We start from the raw sequence: 21,764 nt of genomic DNA, 5'->3' as shown, positions 1-21,764 counted from the left end.
GCTTCAGCGCATGCCGCGCAGCGCCGTCTGGAGGCGTTCCTGGGCGCGGCGACGGCGCTCGTTGCTGGCCCCGAGGATCAGCAGGAGGAAACCGAGCGGGATCAACGCCAGCCACGGCCCGAGGCTGAACAGCGCGTGCACGGCCGTGATGGCGGTGACCACCGCACCGACGATCACCGGTGCCTGCTGCTGGGTCATCGAGCCGAAGACCAGCACGGCGACCGCGCCGAGCAGCAACAACACCTGCCGTAACGTGCTCGAATCGGTGGCCAGCACGATCGCCAGGGTCGGTACGAACGCGGCGAGCAGCGCCGGCCCGTACGCCACCCAACTGCTCAGGTCGGTGCGTTGACGCAGCTCCAACACCCCGACCAGCAGGGCCAGCGCGGCGAACGGCAGGGTGTACGCCTCGGGCAGCGCCACGTCGGCGACCCGCATCAGGATCCACCAGGCGGTGATCTCGCAGAGCACCACCGCCCAGAAGAGGATCCGTCGCTCCGCCGGCCGCCGGCCGGGCCGGGTCGCCGCGACACCGAGGACCGCACCCCAGGCGGCGAGCAGCGCGGCGATGTGCCGGGGCGAGTCGAAGGCCATCGCCAGCGCGATCAGTGCGGCGGCGTAACCGCTCCACTCCACGGTCGCCGCCTCACGGCGTGCCTCTGGGCGGCGGAGCCGGGGCAGGGTGGCGGAGAAGACCTGCAACGCCGCGCCGACCGCCAGCACCCCGAACGCCGACCAGACCGGGGCGAGCCCGGCCACCAGGCCGGCGGTGAGGACGAACAGTTGCGCCATCAGCGAGGCGAACAGCCAGCCGAGGAGCCGGGCTCGGGAGGTGAGGCCGTAGAGGGCGGCGACCAGCCCGACACCGACCGCACCGCCGAGGGTGAACAGGGTCAGCTCCCGGGTGGCGAGGCTGCCGGCGAGACCGGCCCCACCCGCCGCGAGGCCGATCACGAAGACCAGGACGCGAGCCAGCCGCAACGAGCGGGCCCGCTCCACCAGGGCCGGTGGCGGCGTCAGCGCCAATCCGAGCATCGAGATGGTGAACACGGCCAGGGCCGACAACGTGCTCGCCGGCCAGCCGCCGCCCAGCGCGATCGGGGCGATCAGCAGGGTGACGGCGGCACCGGGCAGCACCACCGGCACCGCCCGGGAGCGGCGACCGCCGCTGAACCCGGTCGCGGCCAGCGCCGCCGTCACGGTGAGCAGCAGCGCGGTGAGCACATGGGTCGGGTTGGCCGCCGCCGACGCCGGTTCGAGCAGGAGCGCCGGTGGACCCTGCCAGATCCGGCCGACCGTGCGGTGCGGATCGACGAGGGCCGCCACCAGCGCCGGGGCGATGGAGAACAGGGCCAGGGCGGTGGGCAGGGCGGCGGCGGCCAGCGCACCGGCGGCCGGACTGACCCGCCAGCGGCGTCTCTCGTCGTCGGGCAGCCGACGCAGCGCCCCGTCGAGCAGTACGGTCCACCGGCGTACCGGTTGGGCCGCGTCGACCGGCGGCTCCGTCGCCCCTCGCACCAACTCGGCGAGCACCCCGAGCAGCGCCGCCGCCGCGGCGTAGACCCCGACGGGCAACGAGATCGGTACGGCGGCGAGTGCCGTCACGCTCGCCCCGCCGACCACTCCGGCGCTGGCCCAGGGCAGATACTGCGGAACCTGCCGGCGGGCCGTGGCCACCGCCGCCAGACCGAGGCTGGACGCGGCGAGCCCGGCGGTGAGGACCACCTGAGCGGTGTGGCCGTACTCGACGGCGAGGGCGGCGGTGGCACCCGGCAACGCCAGCAGCGCCGCACCCACGCCCGCGCCACCGATCTGCGCCAGGTGCGGCGGCATCCCCTCCGCCTCGATGTCGTCGACGAGCGGAACCGCCATGGTGCGGGCCAGCGCCGCCACCACCGCGCCGATCAGCACGATGCTGCCCAGGGCCAGCGCGGTCGTCCACGGCCGCACCAGACCGGCACCGGCGGCGTGCAGTGCGACCACCCCGGCCACCGTGATCCGGGACAGCGCCGCCCGGGGATCGACGGTGGCGACCGCGGCCATCCCGAAGACGGTGGCGACCATGCCACCGATCAGCACCGGCGACCACCAGCTGAGGTCGAACGCCGCAGGCGCGCCGATGGTGGCGAGCACGACCGCCACACCGGCCACGTCGTAACGCCACGGCGGTGGCAACAGGATGCCGGCGGCGATCGCGAGCAGGACCAGGGCGATCGGGCCCTGCCAGGTCGTACCGCCGGTCGGCGCGGCGGGCCAGCCGCTGAGGTCGCCGTTCCAGATCGGACCCGGTGTGGCCAGCACGCCGACGCCACCGCGCAGCGCCATCCAGCCCGCCAGCAGCCCGATCAGCAGCCCGCCGATGGTGAGGCCGAGCACCGGCCCGCGACGCCACTCCTCGGGCATCGCCCGTGCCGCCACGGCGACCACCAGGACCAGCGCGGCGGCGACGGCGAGCTGCCCGGTCGGTGCCAGCACCGTGCCGATCCGCAACAGCGTGGCGACCAGCGCGACGGTCACCGCGGCGGCGGACAGGTCGGAGCCGTCGAGGGTGAGATCGGAGCGGCGGCCGGTGTCGATGGAGGGGGCCAGGAAGAGCAGCACCGCCGACACCAGCAGCAGCGCACTGACCCAGGCGTCGGCCACGGTGGCGCCCGGCGCACCGAACCCGGCTGCGGCGACCACCAACGCGCCCAGGCCGGTGCCCACCGACAGAGGTGCCGGGATGTGCCGTTGCGACACCTGGACGATGGCGGCGTAGCCGAGCGTGACGCAGACGGCGAGGAAGCTGGCCGCGAGGATCGGCACGGTCGCCTCGCGCAGGCTCGCCGGGGTCGGCGTGGCGTCGCCGGGCAGGGTGGCTGCGACGAAGGCGGCGACCGCCCCGGGCAGGGCGAAGGCGGCACCTCCGGCGGCCCAGGCCGAGACGGTGTCCGCCGCCGCCGGGGCCAGCCGGATGCGCGGCGCGGCGGCGATCAGTGCACCGGCGAAGACGAAGGTGAGCAGCACGGCGGCGGTCAACCCCGGTCGAGCGAGGGAGGCGCCGGCCCCGGCGAGCCCGACCACGGCGGCGGCCACCGCGTGCGCCAGCGCGGCACGGGAGGTACGGGCGGAGAGGCCGACCGCCCCGATGCCGATCGCGGTCAGCACCATCGGCCACGGCGCCCACGCCCAGGACAGCCCGAAGGAAGCCGGCACGGCCAGGGCGGTGAGCGCCGCACCGGTCACCGCGAACTCGCGTCGGATCTCCGGCGGTAGGGCCAGCACGGCGGCCACGGTCAGCAGGAAGGCGCTGGCGGCGAGCTGCCAGGCGGCCGGGCCCACGGCGGCGGCCAGTTCGGCCGGGTACCGGTCGAGATCCGCCGCCCAGGCGGGCAACGCGGCCTGGATCGGGGCCATTCCGGCGCGGAGCGTGCTGCCCGCGACCACCACCCCGCTGACCGTCAGCGCCACCGCGGAGGCCAGCTGCGGACCCCGACGGGCGGACTCGGGTACCGCCCGGACCGCGAGACCGGTCACCGTGATGACCGCCGCGATCAGCAGCAGGGCGCGGCCGGGCAACGCCACCGAGGCGATCCGCCCCAGCGCACCGATGACGGCGAGGGTGAACACGCCCGCGCCCAGGTCGGGCAGGGGCGGGTGGCGCAGCACCAGCGTCCCGGCCAGGCAGACGGCGGCGGCCAGGAGGAGCACCAGCCCAGCGCCGGTCGCGCCCGGCACGGTGGTGGTCCGCAACAGGGCGGTCACCGCGTACGCCAGGGCGACGGCGACGGCCACGCCGTGCAACACCCAGGTCAGTTCCCGTAACCCCGGCACCGGCCGGGTCGGCCTCGCCGCACCACCCCCGACGGTCAGGTCCAGCAGTTCACCGGCCTCCTCCGGGGCCGCCTCCGGCCTACCGTCGGACGACTCCTCAGTCGACCGCTGTCGGGGCGCGCTCGACCGGCCGGGATCGACCGTCGTGTCGGTGAGCGGCTGCTCCACGGTGACCGGGGAGCGGGCGAGCCACAGGTCGAGCAGCGCCACCAGGGTCAACACCAGCGCCCAACCGGCCGGGCCGGTGATCCGGTCGTACGCCAGCAGCGGCAGCACCGGTTGGGCGGCCAGCACGGTGGCGAACCGGGGCGCGCGCAGCCGGGTCCACCCGGCGTAGCCGACCGAGACCGCGGCGGTGACCGCGAAGATCACTCCGGCGAAGACGGCACCGGAGGCGGCACTGTCGCCGATCCGGTCCACCGCCCACAGGGCGTATCCGGCGAGCGGCACCAGGAGCAGACCCACGGCGGCGATGGTCTCGGCCGTGGAGGTCAGTCCACGGCGGATCAGCACCGGCGGGGCGAGCAGCATGAGCACCGTGGCGAGCAGCAGGATGCCGAGGCGTACCAACGCGTCCATCGAGCTGGTGGCGACCACGGCGAACACCACCGCGGCGACGCCGAGCAGCAGCGCGCCGAGACCGAGCGGGATGTTCTGGACCTCCCGTGAGGAGGCCTCCGGCGGGTGTTCAGGGTCGTCGGCGGTCAGCCAGACCGGCTCGGCCGGTGACGGTGGCTGCTGGGCGGTGGCGCCCTGCCGAGGCACCCGGGGCGGCGGGGCGGCACCGTCGTCGGGCGACGAGGCACCCACCGAGGTGGGGCGGCGTAGCGGCCGACGACGCAGTACGCGGCGTGGCCGGGCGGCCTGCCGGAGCCGTTCGTCGCCCTCGTTCCCGGCGTGCGAGAGGATGTCCCGCTGGAAGAGTGCGGCCTGCATCTTCGCGGCGAGTTGCCGTTGCTCGCGGGCGATGGCGGCCTCGCGGGCCTTGATCTCCGCGATCGACCTGTCGATCTCTGCTAGGTGCGCTGACCACTGTGGCTGGTGCGCGCCGCAGTTCGGGCAGCGAACCGCCGGTTTGATCTCCCGGTCGCACGAAGGGCACTGAAAGCTCGCCACGACACCCCTCCACCCGCACTGTGGATATCCACTGTCGCAGCATGCCCAAAGTGGGCGGGGAATTCGACAGTTGTCGGCGGGTCAACCCTCAGTATCGCCAACCGACATGATCATGGACGTCCCATGCCCCGGTAGTCCCACCCGGCCTGGGTCCACAGTGCCGGGTCGAGGCAGTTGCGGGCGTCGACCACGCGGCGGCCGGCGACGAGGTCGCCGAGCAGGCCGGGGTCGGCGTTGCGGAAGTCGGCCCATTCGGTGAGGACGCAGACGAGGTCCGCGCCGGTGACCGCTGCGGTGATGTCGGGTTCGTAGGTCAACTCGGGTACCGCCCGGCGGGCGTTGTCCATGCCCTGGGGGTCGTAGACGTGGACGTCGGCACCGGCCTTGTGCAGTAGCGCGGCGACGGCCAGGGCGGGGGCGTCGCGTACGTCGTCGGTGTTGGGTTTGAAGGTGGCACCGAGCACGGCGATGCGGGTGCCGGACAGGTCGGGGCCGGCGGGGCCGGAGCGGCGACCGAGCAGGTCGGCGGCGAGTTGCAGCACGCGGGTACGGCGACGCAGGTTGATCAGGTCGACTTCGTGCAGGAAGCGCAGCGCCTCACCGGCGCCGAGTTCCTGGGCGCGGGCCTGGAAGGCGCGGATGTCCTTGGGCAGGCAGGCGCCGCCGAAGCCGAGTCCGGCCTGGAGGAAGCGGTTGCCGATGCGGGGGTCGTAGCCGATGGCGCGGGCGAGCTGGGTGACGTCACCGCCGGCGGCCTCGCAGACCTCGGCCATCGCGTTGATGAAGGAGATCTTGGTGGCGAGGAAGGCGTTCGCCGCGACCTTGACCAGTTCGGCGGTGGCGAAGTCGGTGACGACCAGGGGCACCTCGCGGTCCTCGGTGGCGGCGAGGTCGAACACGCCTTTGTGCGCGGCGTAGAGCATGCCGTTGGCCCACTCGCTTTTGACGCCGACCACGATGCGATTGGGCCGGAGCACGTCGTCGACGGCGAAGCCCTCCTGGAGGAACTCCGGGCTCCACGCCACCTCGACGCCGAGGTCGGCCGGGGTGTGCTTGCCGACGAGCTGCTCCACCCAGTCGGCGGTGCCGACCGGGACGGTGGACTTGCCGACGATGAGCGCCTTGCGGGTCAGGTGTTGGGCCAGGCCGGTGACGGACGCCTCGACGTACGACAGGTCGGCGCCCATGCCGTCGGCCCGCTGCGGGGTACCGACGCAGATGAAGTGCACGTCACCGAAGTCGGCCGTCTCGGCGATGTCGGTGCTGAACCGGAGCCGCCCGGCGGCCAGGTTGCGGCGCAGCAACTCGTCGAGGCCGGGCTCGTGGATCGGCACCTCGCCCGCGTTCAGCTTGGCGATCTTGTCCGTGTCGACATCGAATCCGAGCACCTCGTAGCCGAGTTCGGCGTAGCAGATGGCGTAGGTCGCGCCGAGGTAACCGGTGCCCAGGAAGGTCACCCGCGGCCGGGCGGCACCCGAGGGGGGTGTGACCGCCGCGATGGCGGGCACCGGCTGAGTGTTCGGGTACGGGATGGTCACGCCTGTCTTCTCCGCTCGCACTGGCGCCGCGTTGCTGCGTCGCGTTTCGCTGCGGCGCCAGTACGGGGGCGCCGGAGAGGTCTCGTCTACTGGGTCCATCATCGCCGAGCGGCGTCGGGCTCCGCCACGGCCCAGCCTACGCGCCGGTAACATCGGCTGAGCTGTGGTCGTTATCCTTCAGTCCGCGTAGTGGACGTCCCGGTGACGCTACAGACTGCGCATGATAGCCGTGAAGGGGAGGGGCCGACATGGCCGCAGAGCAGTCGTTCGACGCGTACCGCCTGTCCGAGGAGCACGATGCGATTCGGGAAGCGGTTCGTGAGGTCTGTGCGGCGAAGGTGGCTCCGCATGCCGCCGAGGCCGATGAGACGGGTGAGTTTCCGAAGGCGTCGTACGACGCGCTACGCGCGGCCGACTTCCACGCCCCGCACATTCCGGTCGAGTACGGCGGGGCCGGTGCGGACGCGCTGGCCACGGCGATCGTGATCGAGGAGGTCGCCCGGGCGTGCGCCTCGTCCTCGCTGATCCCGGCGGTGAACAAGCTGGGCACGATGCCGCTGCTGCTGGCCGGCTCCGACGAACTCAAGCGCCGCTACCTGACGCCGGTCGCCAGCGGTGAGGCGATGTTCTCGTACTGCCTCTCCGAGCCCGAGGCGGGCAGCGACGCCGCCGCGATGACCACCCGGGCGGTTCGTGACGGCGACCACTGGTTGCTCAACGGGGTGAAGCGCTGGATCACCAACGCCGGGGTGTCGGAGTTCTACACCGTCTTCGCCTCGACCGACCCGACCGCCCGCTCCCGGGGCATCTCCGCCTTCGTGGTCGAGAAGTCCGACCCGGGGGTCAGCTTCGGTGCCCCCGAGAAGAAACTGGGCATCAAGGGTTCCCCGACCCGTGAGGTCTACCTGGACAACGTCCGGATCCCGGCGGACCGGATGATCGGCGACGAGGGCACCGGTTTCGCCACCGCGATGAAGACGCTGGACCACACCCGGGTCACCATCGCCGCACAGGCGGTGGGCATCGCGCAGGGCGCGCTCGACTACGCCAAGGGGTACGTCGCCGAGCGTAAGCAGTTCGGCAAGGCCGTCGCCGAGTTCCAGGGCGTGCAGTTCATGCTCGCCGACATGGGGATGAAGCTGGAGGCGGCCCGGCAGTTGACGTACGCGGCGGCCGGTCGGTCCGAGCGCGGCGACGCCGACCTGACCTACTTCGGGGCGGCGGCCAAGTGCTTCGCCTCGGACGCCGCGATGGAGATCACCACCGACGCGGTGCAGCTGCTCGGCGGGTACGGCTACACCCGTGACTACCCGGTCGAGCGGATGATGCGTGACGCCAAGATCACCCAGATCTACGAGGGCACGAACCAGGTGCAGCGCATCGTGATGGCCCGCCAGCTGCTCAAGGACTGACGGTCGTCACCTCCGCCCGCGCCCGCCGGACGCGGGCGGAGGTGACGACCAGCTGCCGGCTCAGTTGGTGGCGTCGTCGCGTCGAGGCAGGTTGCCCGGCGGCGCTGACCAGGGCGACCCCCCTCCGGTGCGCCGGGGCAGCGGCTCGGTGGGAGTCGGATCCGGGTCCGGGTAGCCCAGGCTCAGCGGCGCGGTGTCCCGTTCCGCCGACGATGGGACCGGCGGCCAGTCGGTCAGGGTCGGATCCGGTGCCGGGGTGTCGGGCGTCGCCGGCACCGGCTGCGGCACCGTGACCGGCCAGCGCCGCCAGCGCTGCCCGCTGAACGTCGCGATCAGCAGCATCATACCGATCAGGAAGAGCGTCCCGTTCTCCACCGGCAACCTCAGCGGCAGCGGGTCGCCGAGGAACTCCCAGCCCGAGGGGATGCGCTCGCGCACCCGGAAGGGCGTGATGAACAGTCCGACATACGGGGTGATCAGCAGCAGCCCGGCCACCAGCGGGCCGAGCGGCGAGATGCGCAGCGTGCCGAGCAGGCCCAACACGATGCCACCGACAGCGAGGTATACGGCGGGTTCGATGAGGTTGGCGGTGTTGGAAGTGCCGATCTCCACCCACCGGTTGACGGTGCCCGCCGACCCGTCCTGACCGAGGGTGACGAGCACCCAGGTGACCGGCACCACCACCAGCCCTGCGAGGAAGCTCCACAGATGTCGCATCCGCGCACCGTACCGTTTCCGACATGACCGAGCACCCCACCACCGCTCCGCCGGGAAAACCGACCTCGTACTCCCGGGTGACTCTGAGTCGGATCATGACCGCAGTCGACGTGAACCTGTACGGAACGGTGCACGGCGGGGTGCTGATGAAGTTCGTCGACGACGTGGCCGGAGCGGCGGCGGCGCGGCACAGCGGCGGCACGGCGGTGACCGCCGCCATCGACGAGATCGTCTTCTCCGAGGCGGTCCGGGTGGGTGATTTGGTGCACGCGTACGCCCAGGTGAACTGGACTGGGCAGACCTCGATGGAGGTCGGTGTGCGGGTGATGGCCGAACGCTGGGACTCGGCCGACGCGTTGCCGGTGCGGGTGGCCACCGCGTACCTCGTCTTCGTCGGGGTCGAGGTGGGCGGCGCGCCCCGGCCGGTGCGTCCGGTGTTGCCGGAGACGCCGGAGGACGAGCGGCGCTGGCGCGAGGCGGAGATCCGCCGTGCCCACCGACTGGCCCGCCGTCGCGCTATCCAGGCGGCCCGCCGCGAACCCTGAGACGCCGCCGAGCTGCGGCCCGGCCCACACCGGTCGGCTACCGGGGATGTGGGTCTGCCACATGCGCCCGGCGGGCCCGGGTGCGGACAATGGCGCTGCGAGGTAGGGCAAGATGGCGCCACGGCCCACCGCACAATGTCGTGCCGGGCCAGGGGAGGAGTGGACCAGTGACGGACGTGCTGTGGACGCCACCGGCGGATGTGCTCCAGCGGTCACGGATCGGGGCTTACCTGCGATGGCTCGCCGAGCACCGGGGCCTGACGTTCGACGACTATGACGCCCTGTGGCGCTGGTCGGTCACCGACCTGGACGCCTTCTGGCGGTCGATCTGGGACCACTTCGATGTCGTCGCGCACACCCCGCCCACCGCCACCCTGGTCGACCGGGGCATGCCGGGCACCCGGTGGTTTCCCGGGGCCACCCTGAACTACGCCGAGAACGTGCTGCGGATGCCGGGCCGGGCCGACGACGACCCGGTGGTCGTGGCGCACAGCCAGACCCGGGGGCCGGTCACCCTCACCGCCGGGCAACTGCGCGAACAGGTCCGCCGGGTCGCCGCCGGACTGCGTCGGCTCGGGGTCACCACCGGTGACCGGGTGGCGGCGTACGCGCCGAACATCCCCGAGACGTACGTGCTGATGCTGGCCACCGCCAGCCTCGGCGCCGTCTTCTCCTCCTGCGCGCCCGAGTTCGGCACCCGCAGCGTCACCGACCGGTGGCAGCAGATCGAGCCGACGGTGCTGGTCGCCGTCGACGGCTACCGCTACGGCGACAAGCCGGTGGACCGGCGTGCCGAGGTGGACGCGATCCGGGCCGCGTTGCCGACGTTGCGGCACACCGTGGCGATCCCCTACCTCGACCCTGGGGGTTCGGCGCCGGACGGGGCTCTGAGCTGGGATGACCTGGCGGCGGAGACCGACGAACCGCTGGGCTTCACCCCGGTGCCGTTCGACCATCCGCTGTACGTGCTGTACTCCTCCGGCACCACCGGGCTGCCCAAACCCATCGTGCACGGGCACGGGGGCATCCTGCTGGAGCACCTGAAGATGCTCGCCCTGCACCACGATCTGGGCCCGACCGACCGCTTCTTCTGGTTCACCACCACCGGCTGGATGATGTGGAACTTCCTGGTCTCCGGGCCGGCCGTGGGTGCGGCGATCGTGTTGTTCGACGGCAACCCCGGGCATCCCGACCTGGGCGCGATGTGGCGGCTGGCCGAGCAGACCGGCACCACGTACTTCGGCACCTCCGCACCGTTCCTGCTGGCCTGCCGTAAGGCCGGTCTGGTGCCGCGTGAGATCGCCGACCTCTCGGCGCTGCGCGGGCTCGGCTCCACCGGTGCGCCGCTGCCCGCCGAGGGTTTCACCTGGGTGTACGACACGGTCGGCCGTCACCTTCAGCTCCAGTCGCTGTCCGGCGGCACCGACGTCTGCACCGGGTTCGTCGGTGGTGTCCCGCTGTTGCCGGTACACGCCGGTGAGATCACCTGCCGCGCGCTGGGCGCCAAGGTGGAGGCCCGCTCGCCGGACGGCACCCCGGTGGTCGGCGAGCTGGGCGAACTGGTGATCACCGAGCCGATGCCGAGCATGCCGGTCGGCTTCTGGAACGACCCGGACGGGGTCCGCTACCGGGAGGCGTACTTCGACGTCTACCCCGGGGTGTGGCGGCACGGGGACTGGATCACCATCAACTCGCGGGGCGGGTGCGTCATCACCGGCCGCTCCGACGCCACCCTGAACCGGGGCGGGGTACGCCTCGGCACCGCCGAGTTCTACTCGGTCGTGGAAGGGCTCGACGAGATCGTCGACTCGGTGGTGGTGCACCTGGAGGACGACGAGGGCGGCGCCGGTGAGCTGCTGCTGTTCGTGGTGCTCGCGGAGGGGCTCTCCCTCGACGACGAGCTGCGGAAGAGAATCTGCCGCGAGCTGCGTACCGCGTTGTCCCCCCGGCACGTCCCCGACGAGATCCACCAGGTCCGGGCGGTGCCACGCACCCTGTCGGCGAAGAAGCTCGAGGTCCCGGTAAAGAAGATCCTCACCGGGACGCCGGTCGACCAGGCCGCCGCCAAGGGCGCTCTGGCCAACCCCGAATCGCTGGCCGCTTTCGCCACCCTGGCCCAGCACCGCGCCCCAGCTCCGGCCCACCCCACCACCTGAACTCGCGCCACGTCCCCGGTCAGGCGTGCCGTCCGCCACCTGCGGTCTGCCGCCCGCCGTGTGGTTGCCGTCCGCTGGCTCGCTGTCGTCACGTTCTGTCCACTGTCCCGCCGTAACCCGCCCAGGTGACCTCCACCTCACCGCGCCCTTTGCTCTGCTTCAACCCACGCAACAGTCACCCTCGGTAGCCATCCGGCACTCAACGGGCCCGCACTGTCGCCGCGTCGGACCAGCTCAGCCGGTTGTGCGTCGGTTGAAGCAGAGCAAAGCGTCGAGATGGGTTGGTCGGGTCCCGACGGCGTGGTGACGGTGAGCAACCGTTACTGAGGGTGATGTGGGGCTCGGGGTGTGTCCACCGACCCGGGTCGCCCCGAGCCAGCCTGGCCGTGAGGACGCAAGCGATCAGCTCAGGGCACGGAGCGATCAGCTCAGGGTGCGGGTGACCCGCTCCATGGTGCTGCGCTCGGCCAGGCGGGCTGGATCGGGGTGGGCGCAGAGCACCAGGGTCGCCCCTGCGCTCAGCGGGGCCAGCAGCCAGTCGAGCGGATCCGGGTGCCGGTCGACGTCCACGAGGAGCCGGTCTCCCGCAACGATGCCGAGCTCGGCGGCGCGGGCGGTGGCCAGGGCGCGCAGCGCCGTGTGGTCGGGGCCGCCCGGGGGGTACGCCGTGAAGTGGTCGCCGTGGGCGCGGACCTCGGTGACGTAGTCGGCGAAGCCTTCCGGCACTTCCCGCAGCGGTAGCGCGAACGGGTGCAGCGCCAGCGCGTACCGGTCGTCGGCCGACCAGGCGGCGGCCTCGGCGACGCCGTCGGCGGTGGTGAAGAGTACGTCCACCTCGCCCGGTCGGTCAGCAGCCGCCAACCCGGCGGAAGGCACCGCCAACCCGGCAGGCCGCACCGTCAGCCCGGCCGACCAGCAGCCGAGCAACACGGCGGCGGTCTGCCAGTGCGGCGGCAGCAACACCGCTGCGGTGCTCCCCGGGCCGAGGACAAGTTCGTCGACGAGCAGGTTCGCCGTCTTGGCCACCCAGTTCGCCAGCGTGGCACCGGACAGCTCGGTGCGTTCGCCGGTCGCGTCGTCGTACCAGGTCAGCAGCGGGCGGTTCGGGTCGGTCGCTATCGCGTCGGCGAAGACCCGGGCAATGTTGTCGGCCATCGGCGCGAACGATACGCGCTCGCCGGCCGTACTCGATGGCAGCGACAAGTCTGCGTACCGTCGGGTCGCAGTCAGCGTCCGTGCCCGGCTCCGGCGTAGGCTTGCCGGAGTGTTGTTCCCCACAGTCCCGCCACCACAAGGAGTAGCCCCGTGACCGCCGGCCGTCCGCCCCGCGTGCTCATCGACGCCACGAGTGTTCCCGCCGATCGCGGCGGCGTCGGTAGATACGTCGATGGCCTGCTCGGTGCCCTCGGCAAGGTGTGCGGATCGGCCGTGGACCTGGTGGTCGTCAGCCTCCGCACCGATCTTGAGCGTTACCGCCGGATGCTGCCCGACGCGGAGATCATCCCGGCGCCGTCCGCGGTCGCGCACCGGCCCGCCCGGCTCGCCTGGGAGCAGACCGGCCTGCCCCTGCTCGCCCAGCAGGTCGGCGCCGAGGTGCTGCACTCGCCCTTCTACACCTGCCCGCTGCGGGCCGGCTGCCCGGTGACCGTGACGGTGCACGATGCGACGTTCTTCACCGAGCCGGAGCACTACGACAAGTCCCGCCGTACCTTCTTCCGCAGTGCCATCAAGACCTCGCTGCGGCGCGCGGACCGGGTGATCGTGCCCAGCAAGGCCACCCGGGACGAGCTGATCCGGCTGCTGGACGCCGACCCGACCAAGATTGACGTGGCCTACCACGGCGTGGACCACGACGCCTTCCACGCGCCCAGCGACGAGGAGAAGGCCCGGGTCCGGGCCCGCCTCGGGCTCGGCGGCGGCAGCTACGTCGCGTTCCTCGGGGCCAAGGAGCCCCGCAAGAACGTGCCGAACCTGATCCGGGGCTGGGCCCGAGCGGTCACCGACCGACAGGATCCGCCCGCGCTGGTGGTGGCCGGCGGGCAGGGGCACGACGACGACATCGACCGCGCGGTGGCCGAGGTCCCCTCGCACCTGCGCCTGCTGCGTCCCGGTTACCTCCGCTACGGCGATCTGCCCGGCTTCCTCGGCGGGGCCCTGGTGGCCGCGTACCCCTCCTACGGCGAGGGGTTCGGCCTGCCCATCCTGGAGGCGATGGCGTGTGCCGCCCCGGTGCTCACCACCCCCCGGTTGTCGCTGCCCGAGGTCGGGGGCGACGCGGTGGCGTACACCAGCGAGGACCCCGACCAGATCGCCACCGACCTGGCCGCGTTGCTCGACGACGAGCCGCGTCGGTTGTCGCTGGCCAAGGCCGGATTCGACCGGGCGAAGGAGTTCACCTGGGGATCCAGCGCCGAGGTGCACATCGCGGCGTGGACCAGGGCACGGGCGTGAGGCGGGCAACCGAGGCGCCCGGTCCGGGTGGTTCGGGCATGATGGCCTGGTGATCTATGTCGTCATTCCGGCCGGTGGCAGCGGCACAAGGCTGTGGCCGCTGTCCCGCGCCGGCCATCCCAAGTTCCTCCACCCGTTCACCGGTACCTCCGCGTCGCTGCTCCAGGCGACGGTCGAGCGGCTGGGGCCGCTGACCACCCCGGAACGCACCATGGTGGTCACCGGGGTCGCGCACGCTGCGGCCGTGGCCCGGCAACTGACCGGCCTGCCGGAGGAGAACATCCTGGTCGAGCCGTCGCCCCGGGACTCCTGCGCCGCCATCGCGCTGGCCGCTGCGGTGATCGCCGTACGCGACCCGGACGCGGTGATGGGTTCGTTCGCGGCCGACCATCTGATCGGCGACCCGCAGCAGTGGGTGAGCACGGTCCGGGAGGCGGTCTGGGGCGCGGAGCAGGGGCTGCTCATGACGGTGGGGATCACGCCGACCCGGCCGGAGACCGGCTACGGATACCTGCGGACCGGCGAGCCGGTCGACGGCGGCCCGATGCGCCCGGTCGTCGAGTTCAAGGAGAAGCCGAGCGCTGAGGTGGCCGAGACGTACGTGCGGTCCGGCCACTACCTCTGGAACGCCGGCATGTTCGTCTGGCGGGTGTCGGCGTTCCTCGCCGAGTTGGCCCGGCAGCAGCCCGACATGCACGCCGGGGTCACCGCGATCGCGGCGGCGTGGGGCTCCGACGAGCAGGACGACGTGCTCGGTACGGTCTGGCCAACGCTGACGAAGATCTCGGTGGACTACGCGGTGATGGAGGGGGCGGCTGCGGCCGGCCGGGTGGCGACCGTACCCGGTGACTTCCGGTGGAACGACGTGGGTGACTTCCACACCCTCGGTGAGGTGCTGCCGGCGGATGCCGACGGAAACGTGGTGCTCGCGGGCGAGGCCAAGCCGGAGGTCCTGCTGCACGACAGCAGCGGCATGGTGGTGGCACCACAGGCCGGTCGGCTGGTCGCCGCCGTGGGCGTACGCGACCTGATCGTGGTCGACACCGTGGACGCGCTGCTGGTCTGCCCGCGCGACCGCGCCCAGGACGTGAAGTCGATCGTGGACGAGCTCAAGAGACGGGGCGAGGACGAGCTCGTCTGAAGGCCGCCAGGCCCGGCGTGACCAGCCGGGCCGTGCCGCCGGCCAGCGGGTGGGGGAGCTGCTGCGGGGGGAACCAGCCGAGTGCCTCGGACTCGGCGCTGACCCGTTCCGTCGCTCCGGCCGGGGCGAACACCGCGAAGCGCACGTCGTGGTGCAGAGATCCGCCCTGGCAGGCCACCGGGTGCACGTCCACATCGATGGGCGTCGGATCGATCGACAGACCGCTGATGCCGGACTCCTCGGTGGCCTCCCGCAACGCGGCGGCGGCCAACGTCCGGTCGCCGGACTCGCAGTGCCCGCCCAACTGCACCCATCGGTGGAACTTCCCGTGCAGGCAGAGCAGCACCTGGGTGCCGGTCGCGTCGAACACCAACGCGCTGGCGGTGACGTGGCCGGCCCGGTGTTCCCGGCTCATCGCGATCGGCCCGGCGTTGAGTAGGTCGAGGGTGCGGTCGCGGGCCTCGGCCGCGTCCGGGCTGGTCGGCGTCCAGCGGGTGAGCACCGCCACCGCGTCGGCGTGCAACGCCGCCCAGCCGTCCGCGTCGCCGCGCGGGGATCCGTCCACCACCTGGGGCGTCGACAACGGCTGCTCCTTTCGTCCGAGCTTCGTTCAGAGAGCGAGGGTGGCGGCGGCGGTGGTGCCGTTGGGCGGTGGGAGGAGTTGGGCGGGGACATCCACCGCCGCGAGGGCGGTGCGCAGGCGCTGCACGTCCGTGCCGAACCGGACCAACTGGACCGGGCCGACGGGGGTGGGTGGGGAGCAGAGCACCAGAGCGGTGGCGTCGGTCGGCCATCCCGGCACGATGGCGGTCAGCGCCCGGCGTGCCTCGTCGTCGGTGACCTGGGTGAAGACCGTGCCGGGCGCGATCGCGTCGGCGACCGAGGCGATCGCCTGGTCGACCACGGCCGGGTCGGGTGCGGTGTCACCCGGGCGGTCCGGCAGGGTGGCGGCGGCCGCCATCCCGGCGGCCCTCGCCTCGGCGGTACCGAGCGAGAACAGATCCATCGAGGCGTCCCGGACCAGGACCCGGGCACCCTCGCCGTCCTCGGTCAGCGGGGGCGTCAGGTAGCCGCGGATCACCGCGACCGGCATCTGGTCGCACTTCCCCTTGATCAGTTCGCCGGCTCCGGCCAACTCGTCGACCACCGCCATCTGGGTCAGCACCAGCTCGTTGCCGTACGGGTCGACCTCGCCCCGGTGGTCGCGGATGGCGTCCATCCCGGCGACGCCGAGGGCCACGTCGGTCAGGCCGTTGCGCCAGGGGCGACCCATGGTGTCGCTGACGATGATCGCCACGTTCACGCCGTACCGTTCGCGTAGCCCGGCGCGGAGCGCGCGGGCCGAGGCGTCCGGGTCCTCCGGCAGCAGCACCAGCCGGGTCTTGTCGACGTTGGAGGCGTCGATCCCGGCCGAGGCCATCACGAAGCCGTGGTGGGTCTGCACGATCCGGGTCGCGCCGCGCGACGCCACCACGCGTGCCGTCTCCGCCGCCAGCACCCTGTCCCGGGCGGCCTGCCGGTCCGGGCCGTCGGCGGGTACGTCCACCAGCCGTCCCTCGGCCTTGGAGATGATTTTGCTGGTCACCACCAGCACATCCCCGTCGCGCAGCCACGGCGCCGCGCTCCCGATCAGGACCGCCAGGTCGTCGCCCTCGGTCACATGCCCGATGCCGGGCACCGGCAGGATCTCCAGTCTCACGTCAACTCCACCGCGGCGCGGACCATCGCCGCCGTCGCCGCCTCGTCGGTCATCCGCAACGGCACCGCACGGACCGTCACGTCCGGCACCAGTGTTCCCGCGTCCTCCTCGGCCACCAACCAGCCGTCGAGCAGACCACCTGTGGCTCGGCTCCCGTACAGCCCGCCGACTCCGGCGGCGGTGCAGTCGACACCGACGACCGCCAGGCAGCGGTCGGCCATGCCACGCACCGGCGCACCGCCGATGATCGGTGAGACGCCGACCACCGGGGCCGGACCGTCCGTCACCGCCTCGCGCAGGCCCGGCACGGCCAGGATCGGCGCGATGCTGACCACCGGGTTGCTCGGTGCCACGAGCACCACGTCGGCCCCGGCGATCGCCTCCGTCACGCCAGGTGCCGGCTTCGCCGTCTCCGCGCCGACGAAGACGAACCGGTGGGTCGGGATCTCCGCCCGGTACCGCACCCACCACTCCTGGAAGTGGATCGCCCGCTGGCCACCGTCGGAAGGCCCGCCGGTGGCGCTGGTCGCGCCCGGCGCGCCACTGACGACCGCGTGCGTCTCCAGGCGGTCGTCGGTCGCCGGCAGCAGGCGTACGCCGGGCTGCCAGCGGGTCGCCAGCGCCTCGGTGACCTGGTGCAGCGGATATCCGGCGTCGAGCATGGTGGTGCGTACCAGGTGGGTGGCGATGTCGCGGTCGCCCAACCCGAACCAGCTCGGCTCGGCACCGTACGCGGCCAGCTCCTCCTTGACCGTCCAGCTCTCGTCGACGCGCCCCCAGCCTCGTTCCGGGTCGGCGCCGCCGCCGAGGGTGTACAGCACGCTGTCCAGGTCCGGGCAGATCCGGAGCCCGTGCAGCCGTAGGTCATCGCCGACGTTGACCACCGCGGTCACCTCGGCACCCACCTCGCGGGCGTACGCCCGCACCCCCAGCAGGAACCGGGCACCGCCGATTCCGCCGGTCAGAACCACGATGCGCATTCGTCCATCCTCGCCTACGTGACGCCTCCGGCAGCCAAGTGCCCCGGGAGACTAGGCTCACGTCGGCATCCGTCCGCTTTCGCCTCAGGGAGAGTTCGTGACCAGCCCCGCCGAGCCCCCGCCCACCGACCCGACGCCGGCCCGACAGGTGACCGGCCCGCTGCGTGAACTCGTCGCCCTCGTGCTACTCGGCGCGAACGCCGTCCTCCTCTTCGTGGGGGTGATCCGGCTGCTGACCCCGCAGGGCGCCTACAGCACGGTGACCGGGCGCGCCGGCAACTCGTTCTTCGCCTTCGTCGGCGTCGAGGCGGTCGTCCTGCCGGTGCTGGCGGTCCTGCTGGCCACGCATCTGGCCCCGACCGTCGGGCGGGCGAAACTGATCGCGCAGGTGGCTCTGATCGAGTACGCGGTCAGCGCCGTGCTCGGCGGTCTGACCCTGCTGATCTGGCTGGTCGGCCGACTGGCCGAGGCGCAGCTCTTCGACGCGTTGACCGGCCTGCTGATCCGGGCCGCCTGGGTGGCGCTGTTCCTGGTGGCCGCGTACGTGGTGTGGAGTGTGTGGCGGCGGCTCTACTACGTGCCGCGTCCCAAGTCCGAGCCCGGTCTGTACGGCACGCCGCAGCCGGGCTGGCCGCAGTCGGGTGCTCCGGGCCAGTTCGGTGGCCAGCCGGGTGCTCCGGGCCAGTTCGGTGGCCAGCCGGGTCAGCAGGGCGGCGGGTGGGTGCCGCCCGGCCAGACGAGCTGGCCGGGCGCTGACCGTCCCGGCTACCCGGCCGGTTACCCCGGCACCGGTCAGCCGGGTGGGGGCCAGCCGAACCAGCCCGTCTCCGGTCAGCCTGGCGGCTACCCGACGCCTGGCCAGCCCGGCTGGCCCAGCGCGGGCCAGGCACCGTCGGCCGGTGGACCGCCCGAGTCGCCGCACACCTGGCCGCCGCACGGCCAGCCGGCCGTGCCACCCCAGTCGGCGGCACCGTCCTCGCCGGCGGCACCGCCGTTCGGGCAGCCGGCCTCGGCCGACCCGACGCAGAGCATCCCGCGTCAGGCTGCCGAGCCCACGCAGGCGATCCCGCACCAGGGGGTGGAGCCGACCCAGGCCGTCCCGCGACCGGGTGACGGCGACGCGGACCCGTCGCGTCCCCGCCCGGACGGTGACGTCGACCGCACCCAGCGGATCGATCCGGGCGACCAGTCGAGCTGAGCGGCGGTCGTCAGGCACGTGCGGTTGCCCACGCGGCAGGCGTCGAGCCGCAGCACAGCACATAGGCTGAGCGAATGGTTGATCAGAGCGAGCGCGGTTCGGGTGACGGAGGCGTACGGCGCGCCCTGCGTCGCGCCGCCACCGGGCGGGCGCTCGACGTCGACGAGGCGTCGACCCTGCTGAGCGCCCGGGGCGAGGCCCTTGCGGAACTGCTCGACATCGCCGGGGCGATCCGCGACGCGGGTCTGCGCGACGCCGGCCGTCCCGGCGTGGTCACGTACTCGAAGAAGGTCTTCATTCCGCTGACCCGGCTCTGCCGGGACCGCTGCCACTACTGCACGTTCGCCACGGTGCCGCACCGGCTGCCGGCCGCCTTCCTCGACCGCGACGAGGTGCTGGCGATCGCCCGCGCCGGTGCGGCACAGGGCTGCAAGGAGGCCCTGTTCACCCTCGGTGACCGGCCCGAGGAGCGCTGGCCGGCGGCCCGGCAGTGGCTGGACGAACGCGGCTACGGGTCGACCCTGGATTACCTGCGGGCCTGCGCCGTGGCGGTGCTGGAGGAGACCGGCCTGCTGCCGCACCTGAACCCCGGCGTGCTCTCCTGGGCGGAACTGCAACGGCTCAAGCCGGTGGCGCCGAGCATGGGGATGATGTTGGAGACCACGGCCACCAGGCTGTGGTCCGAGCCGGGCGGCCCGCACTACGGCTCCCCGGACAAGGAACCGGCGGTGCGGTTGCGGGTGCTCGACGACGCGGGCCGGGTAGGTGTCCCGTTCACCACGGGCATCCTGATCGGTATCGGCGAGACCCTCGCCGAACGGGTCGACGCGATCTTCGCCATCCGGCGTACGCAGCGCGAGTACGGCCACCTCCAGGAGGTGATCGTGCAGAACTTCCGGGCCAAGCCGGACACGGCGATGCGCGGCATGCCCGACGCGGAACTGCACGACCTCGCGGCCACCGTGGCGGTGGCCCGGATCCTGCTGGGCCCCAAGGCGCGCATCCAGGCACCACCGAACCTGATCGCCGGTGAGTACGACCTGCTGCTGCGGGCCGGGATCGACGACTGGGGCGGCGTCTCACCGGTGACCCCGGACCACGTCAACCCGGAACGTCCCTGGCCCCAGCTCGACGAGCTGGCGGCCCGCACGGCAGCGGCCGGGTTCACGCTCCGGGAGCGGCTGACCGTCTACCCGGAGTATGTCCGGGCCGGTTCGCCGTGGCTGGACGCACGACTACTACCGCACGTGACCGCGCTGGCCGATCCGGCGACCGGGTTGGCGGTCGAGGCGGCCCGTCCGGTGGGCCGGGCGTGGCAGGAGCCCGACGAGACCTTCGGCGGGCGTACCGACCTGCACGCCACCATCGACACCACGGGCCGTACGGAGGACCGGCGGGGCGACTTCGACCACGTCTACGGCGACTGGGCGGAGGTCGCCGCGAAGGCGGCTGTGCCACCGGCCCGGGTGGTCGCCGAGGGTGCCCCGGCGGCGGAGGCGGCGGGTGGGGCCCGGGTCGGCCGGCAGGCCACCGCCGGCTTTGGCGACGCTGACGTGCGGGCCGGGCTGCGGTTGGCCGCCGAGGACCCGGCGGCGCTGCTGGAGCCCCGACACACCGATGCCGCGCTGGCGCTGTTCGGCGCGGACGGACCGGCCCTGGACGAGCTGTGCCGCATCGCCGACGAGCTGCGCCGCTCGGCTGTCGGTGACGACGTGACCTATGTGGTCAATCGCAACATCAACTTCTCCAACGTCTGTTACGTGGGCTGCCGTTTCTGCGCCTTCGCGCAGCGGGAACGGGACGCCGACGCGTACCGGCTGTCGGTGGCGCAGGTGGCCGACCGGGCGCAGGAGGCATGGGAGGCCGGTGCGGGAGAGGTCTGTCTCCAGGGCGGCATCGACCCGCAGCTGCCGGTGACGATCTATGCCGACCTGGTCCGGGCGATCAAGGCCCGGGTGCCCGAGATGCACGTGCACGCCTTCTCGCCGATGGAGATCGTCACCGCCGCCGCCAAGGCCGGCGTGTCGGTGCGGGAGTGGCTGACGGGGCTGCGCGAGGCGGGCCTGGACACCATTCCCGGCACCGCGGCGGAGATCCTCGACGACGAGGTGCGCTGGGTGCTCACCAAGGGCAAGTTGCCGACCGCCGCCTGGGTCGAGGTGGTCAGCACGGCCCACGAGCTGGGCATCCGGTCCAGCTCGACGATGATGTACGGCCACGTCGATCACCCCGCGCACTGGTTGGCGCATTTCCGGGTGCTGGCCGGGGTGCAGGACCGTACCGGCGGGTTCACCGAGTTCGTGGCGCTGCCGTTCGTGCACACCAACGCCCCGATCTACCTCGCCGGCATCGCGCGACCCGGGCCGACGTGGCGGGAGAACCGGGTGGTGCACGCGATGGCGCGGGTGCTGCTGCACGGTCGGATCGACAATATCCAGTGCTCCTGGGTGAAGCTGGGTGACGCCGGGACCGCGGAGTTGTTGCGCAGTGGCTGCAACGATCTGGGTGGCACGTTGATGGAGGAGACGATTTCGCGGATGGCCGGCTCCGGCAACGGCTCGGCGCGTACCGAGGAGCAGTTGCGGGCGATCGCCGCGGCGGCGGGCCGACCGGCGCGGAGGCGTACGACCGCGTACGGGCAAATCGCTGCTTAGCGTGTTCGAGAAGGCCATGCCATGCAGCGCCGGCCTCAGACGACGACCGGCCGCGTCACTTAACGAATAGTTCTCACACCGCTGGGTTGAGTCACCGAACAGCGGTAACGGAACCGAATCCAGTGCGGCGCTCCTCCCGGCGTGTCTTCCACAGTGCTGCTTATCCGTCCAGGGCGGCGGATACCGTTTGGTGAGACGGTACGACGCCTCCAGGATGGATTGTCGGCGGTGGCATGACGGTCCCCGTTCTCGCTGTGTCGACCGGTCTGGCCAGCGTGAATACGTGACCGGTTCGGGTCTTCGGTCGCCGTGGTCCGTCCACATTGTGGGCGGAAGGCGGTCGT

The 21,764-nt window shown here is 72.5% G+C and carries 14 protein-coding genes; 7 read left to right on the top strand and 7 right to left on the bottom strand.

Annotation, left to right across the window (positions count from 1 at the left end):
• Positions 1–3 precede the first annotated feature (3 nt).
• Positions 4–4,929, bottom strand: coding sequence for an SCO7613 C-terminal domain-containing membrane protein (locus tag FF096_RS04400; RefSeq protein ID WP_309222659.1), 4,926 nt, complete (start codon positions 4,927–4,929; stop codon positions 4–6).
• A gap of 110 nt (positions 4,930–5,039) precedes the next feature.
• On the bottom strand, positions 5,040–6,467 hold the full coding sequence (locus FF096_RS04395; protein WP_309222658.1) for a UDP-glucose/GDP-mannose dehydrogenase family protein: 1,428 nt from the start codon (positions 6,465–6,467) through the stop codon (positions 5,040–5,042).
• A gap of 248 nt (positions 6,468–6,715) precedes the next feature.
• On the opposite strand from FF096_RS04395, the gene FF096_RS04390 reads away from it, so the two are divergent.
• Positions 6,716–7,879, top strand: coding sequence for an acyl-CoA dehydrogenase family protein (locus FF096_RS04390; protein WP_155215096.1), 1,164 nt, complete (start codon positions 6,716–6,718; stop codon positions 7,877–7,879).
• 60 nt (positions 7,880–7,939) lie between these two features.
• On the opposite strand, the gene FF096_RS04385 is transcribed toward FF096_RS04390, so the two are convergent.
• A complete protein-coding gene (locus FF096_RS04385) occupies positions 7,940–8,596 on the bottom strand; it encodes a hypothetical protein (protein ID WP_155215095.1) in 657 nt (218 codons plus the stop codon).
• A 23-nt stretch (positions 8,597–8,619) separates the two neighbouring features.
• Here FF096_RS04385 and FF096_RS04380 point away from each other — a divergent pair, with 23 nt between their 5' ends.
• Together FF096_RS04380 and FF096_RS04375 are read left to right on the top strand one after the other, a co-directional pair.
• Entirely contained in the window at positions 8,620–9,141 is a 522-nt protein-coding gene (locus FF096_RS04380; protein ID WP_155215094.1) for an acyl-CoA thioesterase, read from the top strand.
• 167 nt (positions 9,142–9,308) lie between these two features.
• On the top strand, positions 9,309–11,297 hold the full coding sequence (locus FF096_RS04375) for an acetoacetate--CoA ligase (RefSeq protein ID WP_309222657.1): 1,989 nt from the start codon (positions 9,309–9,311) through the stop codon (positions 11,295–11,297).
• 423 nt (positions 11,298–11,720) lie between these two features.
• On the opposite strand, the gene FF096_RS04370 is transcribed toward FF096_RS04375, so the two are convergent.
• On the bottom strand, positions 11,721–12,452 hold the full coding sequence (locus FF096_RS04370) for a TIGR03089 family protein (protein WP_155215093.1): 732 nt from the start codon (positions 12,450–12,452) through the stop codon (positions 11,721–11,723).
• A 150-nt stretch (positions 12,453–12,602) separates the two neighbouring features.
• Here FF096_RS04370 and FF096_RS04365 point away from each other — a divergent pair, with 150 nt between their 5' ends.
• Both FF096_RS04365 and FF096_RS04360 read left to right on the top strand, forming a co-directional pair.
• Entirely contained in the window at positions 12,603–13,748 is a 1,146-nt protein-coding gene (locus FF096_RS04365; RefSeq protein WP_309222656.1) for a glycosyltransferase family 1 protein, read from the top strand.
• 49 nt (positions 13,749–13,797) lie between these two features.
• Positions 13,798–14,889 (top strand): sugar phosphate nucleotidyltransferase, encoded by a 1,092-nt coding sequence (locus tag FF096_RS04360; RefSeq protein WP_309222655.1) that lies wholly within the window; start codon positions 13,798–13,800, stop codon positions 14,887–14,889.
• On the opposite strand, the gene FF096_RS04355 is transcribed toward FF096_RS04360, so the two are convergent.
• Genes FF096_RS04355 through cofD form a run of 3 tightly spaced genes read right to left on the bottom strand, consistent with a single transcriptional unit; the run spans position 14,858 to position 17,568 of the window.
• Positions 14,858–15,472, bottom strand: a complete 615-nt coding sequence (locus FF096_RS04355) for an NUDIX domain-containing protein (RefSeq protein WP_155215092.1) — start codon at positions 15,470–15,472, stop codon at positions 14,858–14,860. The two genes, FF096_RS04360 and FF096_RS04355, sit on opposite strands and share 32 nt — an antisense overlap.
• A 27-nt stretch (positions 15,473–15,499) precedes the next feature.
• Positions 15,500–16,588 carry a coenzyme F420-0:L-glutamate ligase gene (locus FF096_RS04350; RefSeq protein ID WP_309222654.1) on the bottom strand — a complete coding sequence of 363 codons (1,089 nt, stop codon included), beginning with the start codon at positions 16,586–16,588 and terminating at the stop codon, positions 15,500–15,502.
• The gene (gene cofD, locus FF096_RS04345; RefSeq protein WP_155215091.1) at positions 16,585–17,568 is read right to left on the bottom strand and encodes a 2-phospho-L-lactate transferase; all 984 of its coding nucleotides are present in this window, start codon (positions 17,566–17,568) and stop codon (positions 16,585–16,587) included. Before cofD ends, FF096_RS04350 begins: the two co-directional genes overlap by 4 nt.
• Positions 17,569–17,665: 97 nt before the next feature.
• Between cofD and FF096_RS04340 the strand changes: the two genes are divergently transcribed.
• Both FF096_RS04340 and FF096_RS04335 read left to right on the top strand, forming a co-directional pair.
• Complete coding sequence (locus FF096_RS04340; protein ID WP_196222454.1) at positions 17,666–18,766, top strand: hypothetical protein; 1,101 nt, start codon at positions 17,666–17,668, stop codon at positions 18,764–18,766.
• 74 nt (positions 18,767–18,840) lie between these two features.
• The gene (locus FF096_RS04335; protein WP_155215090.1) at positions 18,841–21,420 is read left to right on the top strand and encodes a bifunctional FO biosynthesis protein CofGH; all 2,580 of its coding nucleotides are present in this window, start codon (positions 18,841–18,843) and stop codon (positions 21,418–21,420) included.
• Positions 21,421–21,764: the final 344 nt, after the last annotated feature.

Origin of the sequence: Micromonospora sp. CP22, from assembly GCF_009712475.1 — a bacterium.
In the GTDB taxonomy this organism is placed as follows: domain Bacteria; phylum Actinomycetota; class Actinomycetes; order Mycobacteriales; family Micromonosporaceae; genus Micromonospora.
This window is presented reverse-complemented; position numbering and strand designations above follow the sequence as displayed.

Excerpts from the sequence above, each read along its gene's own strand:
- FF096_RS04390 (WP_155215096.1), top strand. The coding sequence starts at position 6,716 with ATGGCCGCAGAGCAGTCGTTCGACGCGTACCGCCTGTCCGAGGAGCAC.
- FF096_RS04385 (WP_155215095.1), bottom strand. The coding sequence starts at position 8,596 with ATGCGACATCTGTGGAGCTTCCTCGCAGGGCTGGTGGTGGTGCCGGTC.
- FF096_RS04380 (WP_155215094.1), top strand. The coding sequence starts at position 8,620 with ATGACCGAGCACCCCACCACCGCTCCGCCGGGAAAACCGACCTCGTAC.
- FF096_RS04370 (WP_155215093.1), bottom strand. The coding sequence starts at position 12,452 with ATGGCCGACAACATTGCCCGGGTCTTCGCCGACGCGATAGCGACCGAC.
- cofD (WP_155215091.1), bottom strand. The coding sequence starts at position 17,568 with ATGCGCATCGTGGTTCTGACCGGCGGAATCGGCGGTGCCCGGTTCCTG.
- FF096_RS04335 (WP_155215090.1), top strand. The coding sequence starts at position 18,841 with ATGGTTGATCAGAGCGAGCGCGGTTCGGGTGACGGAGGCGTACGGCGC.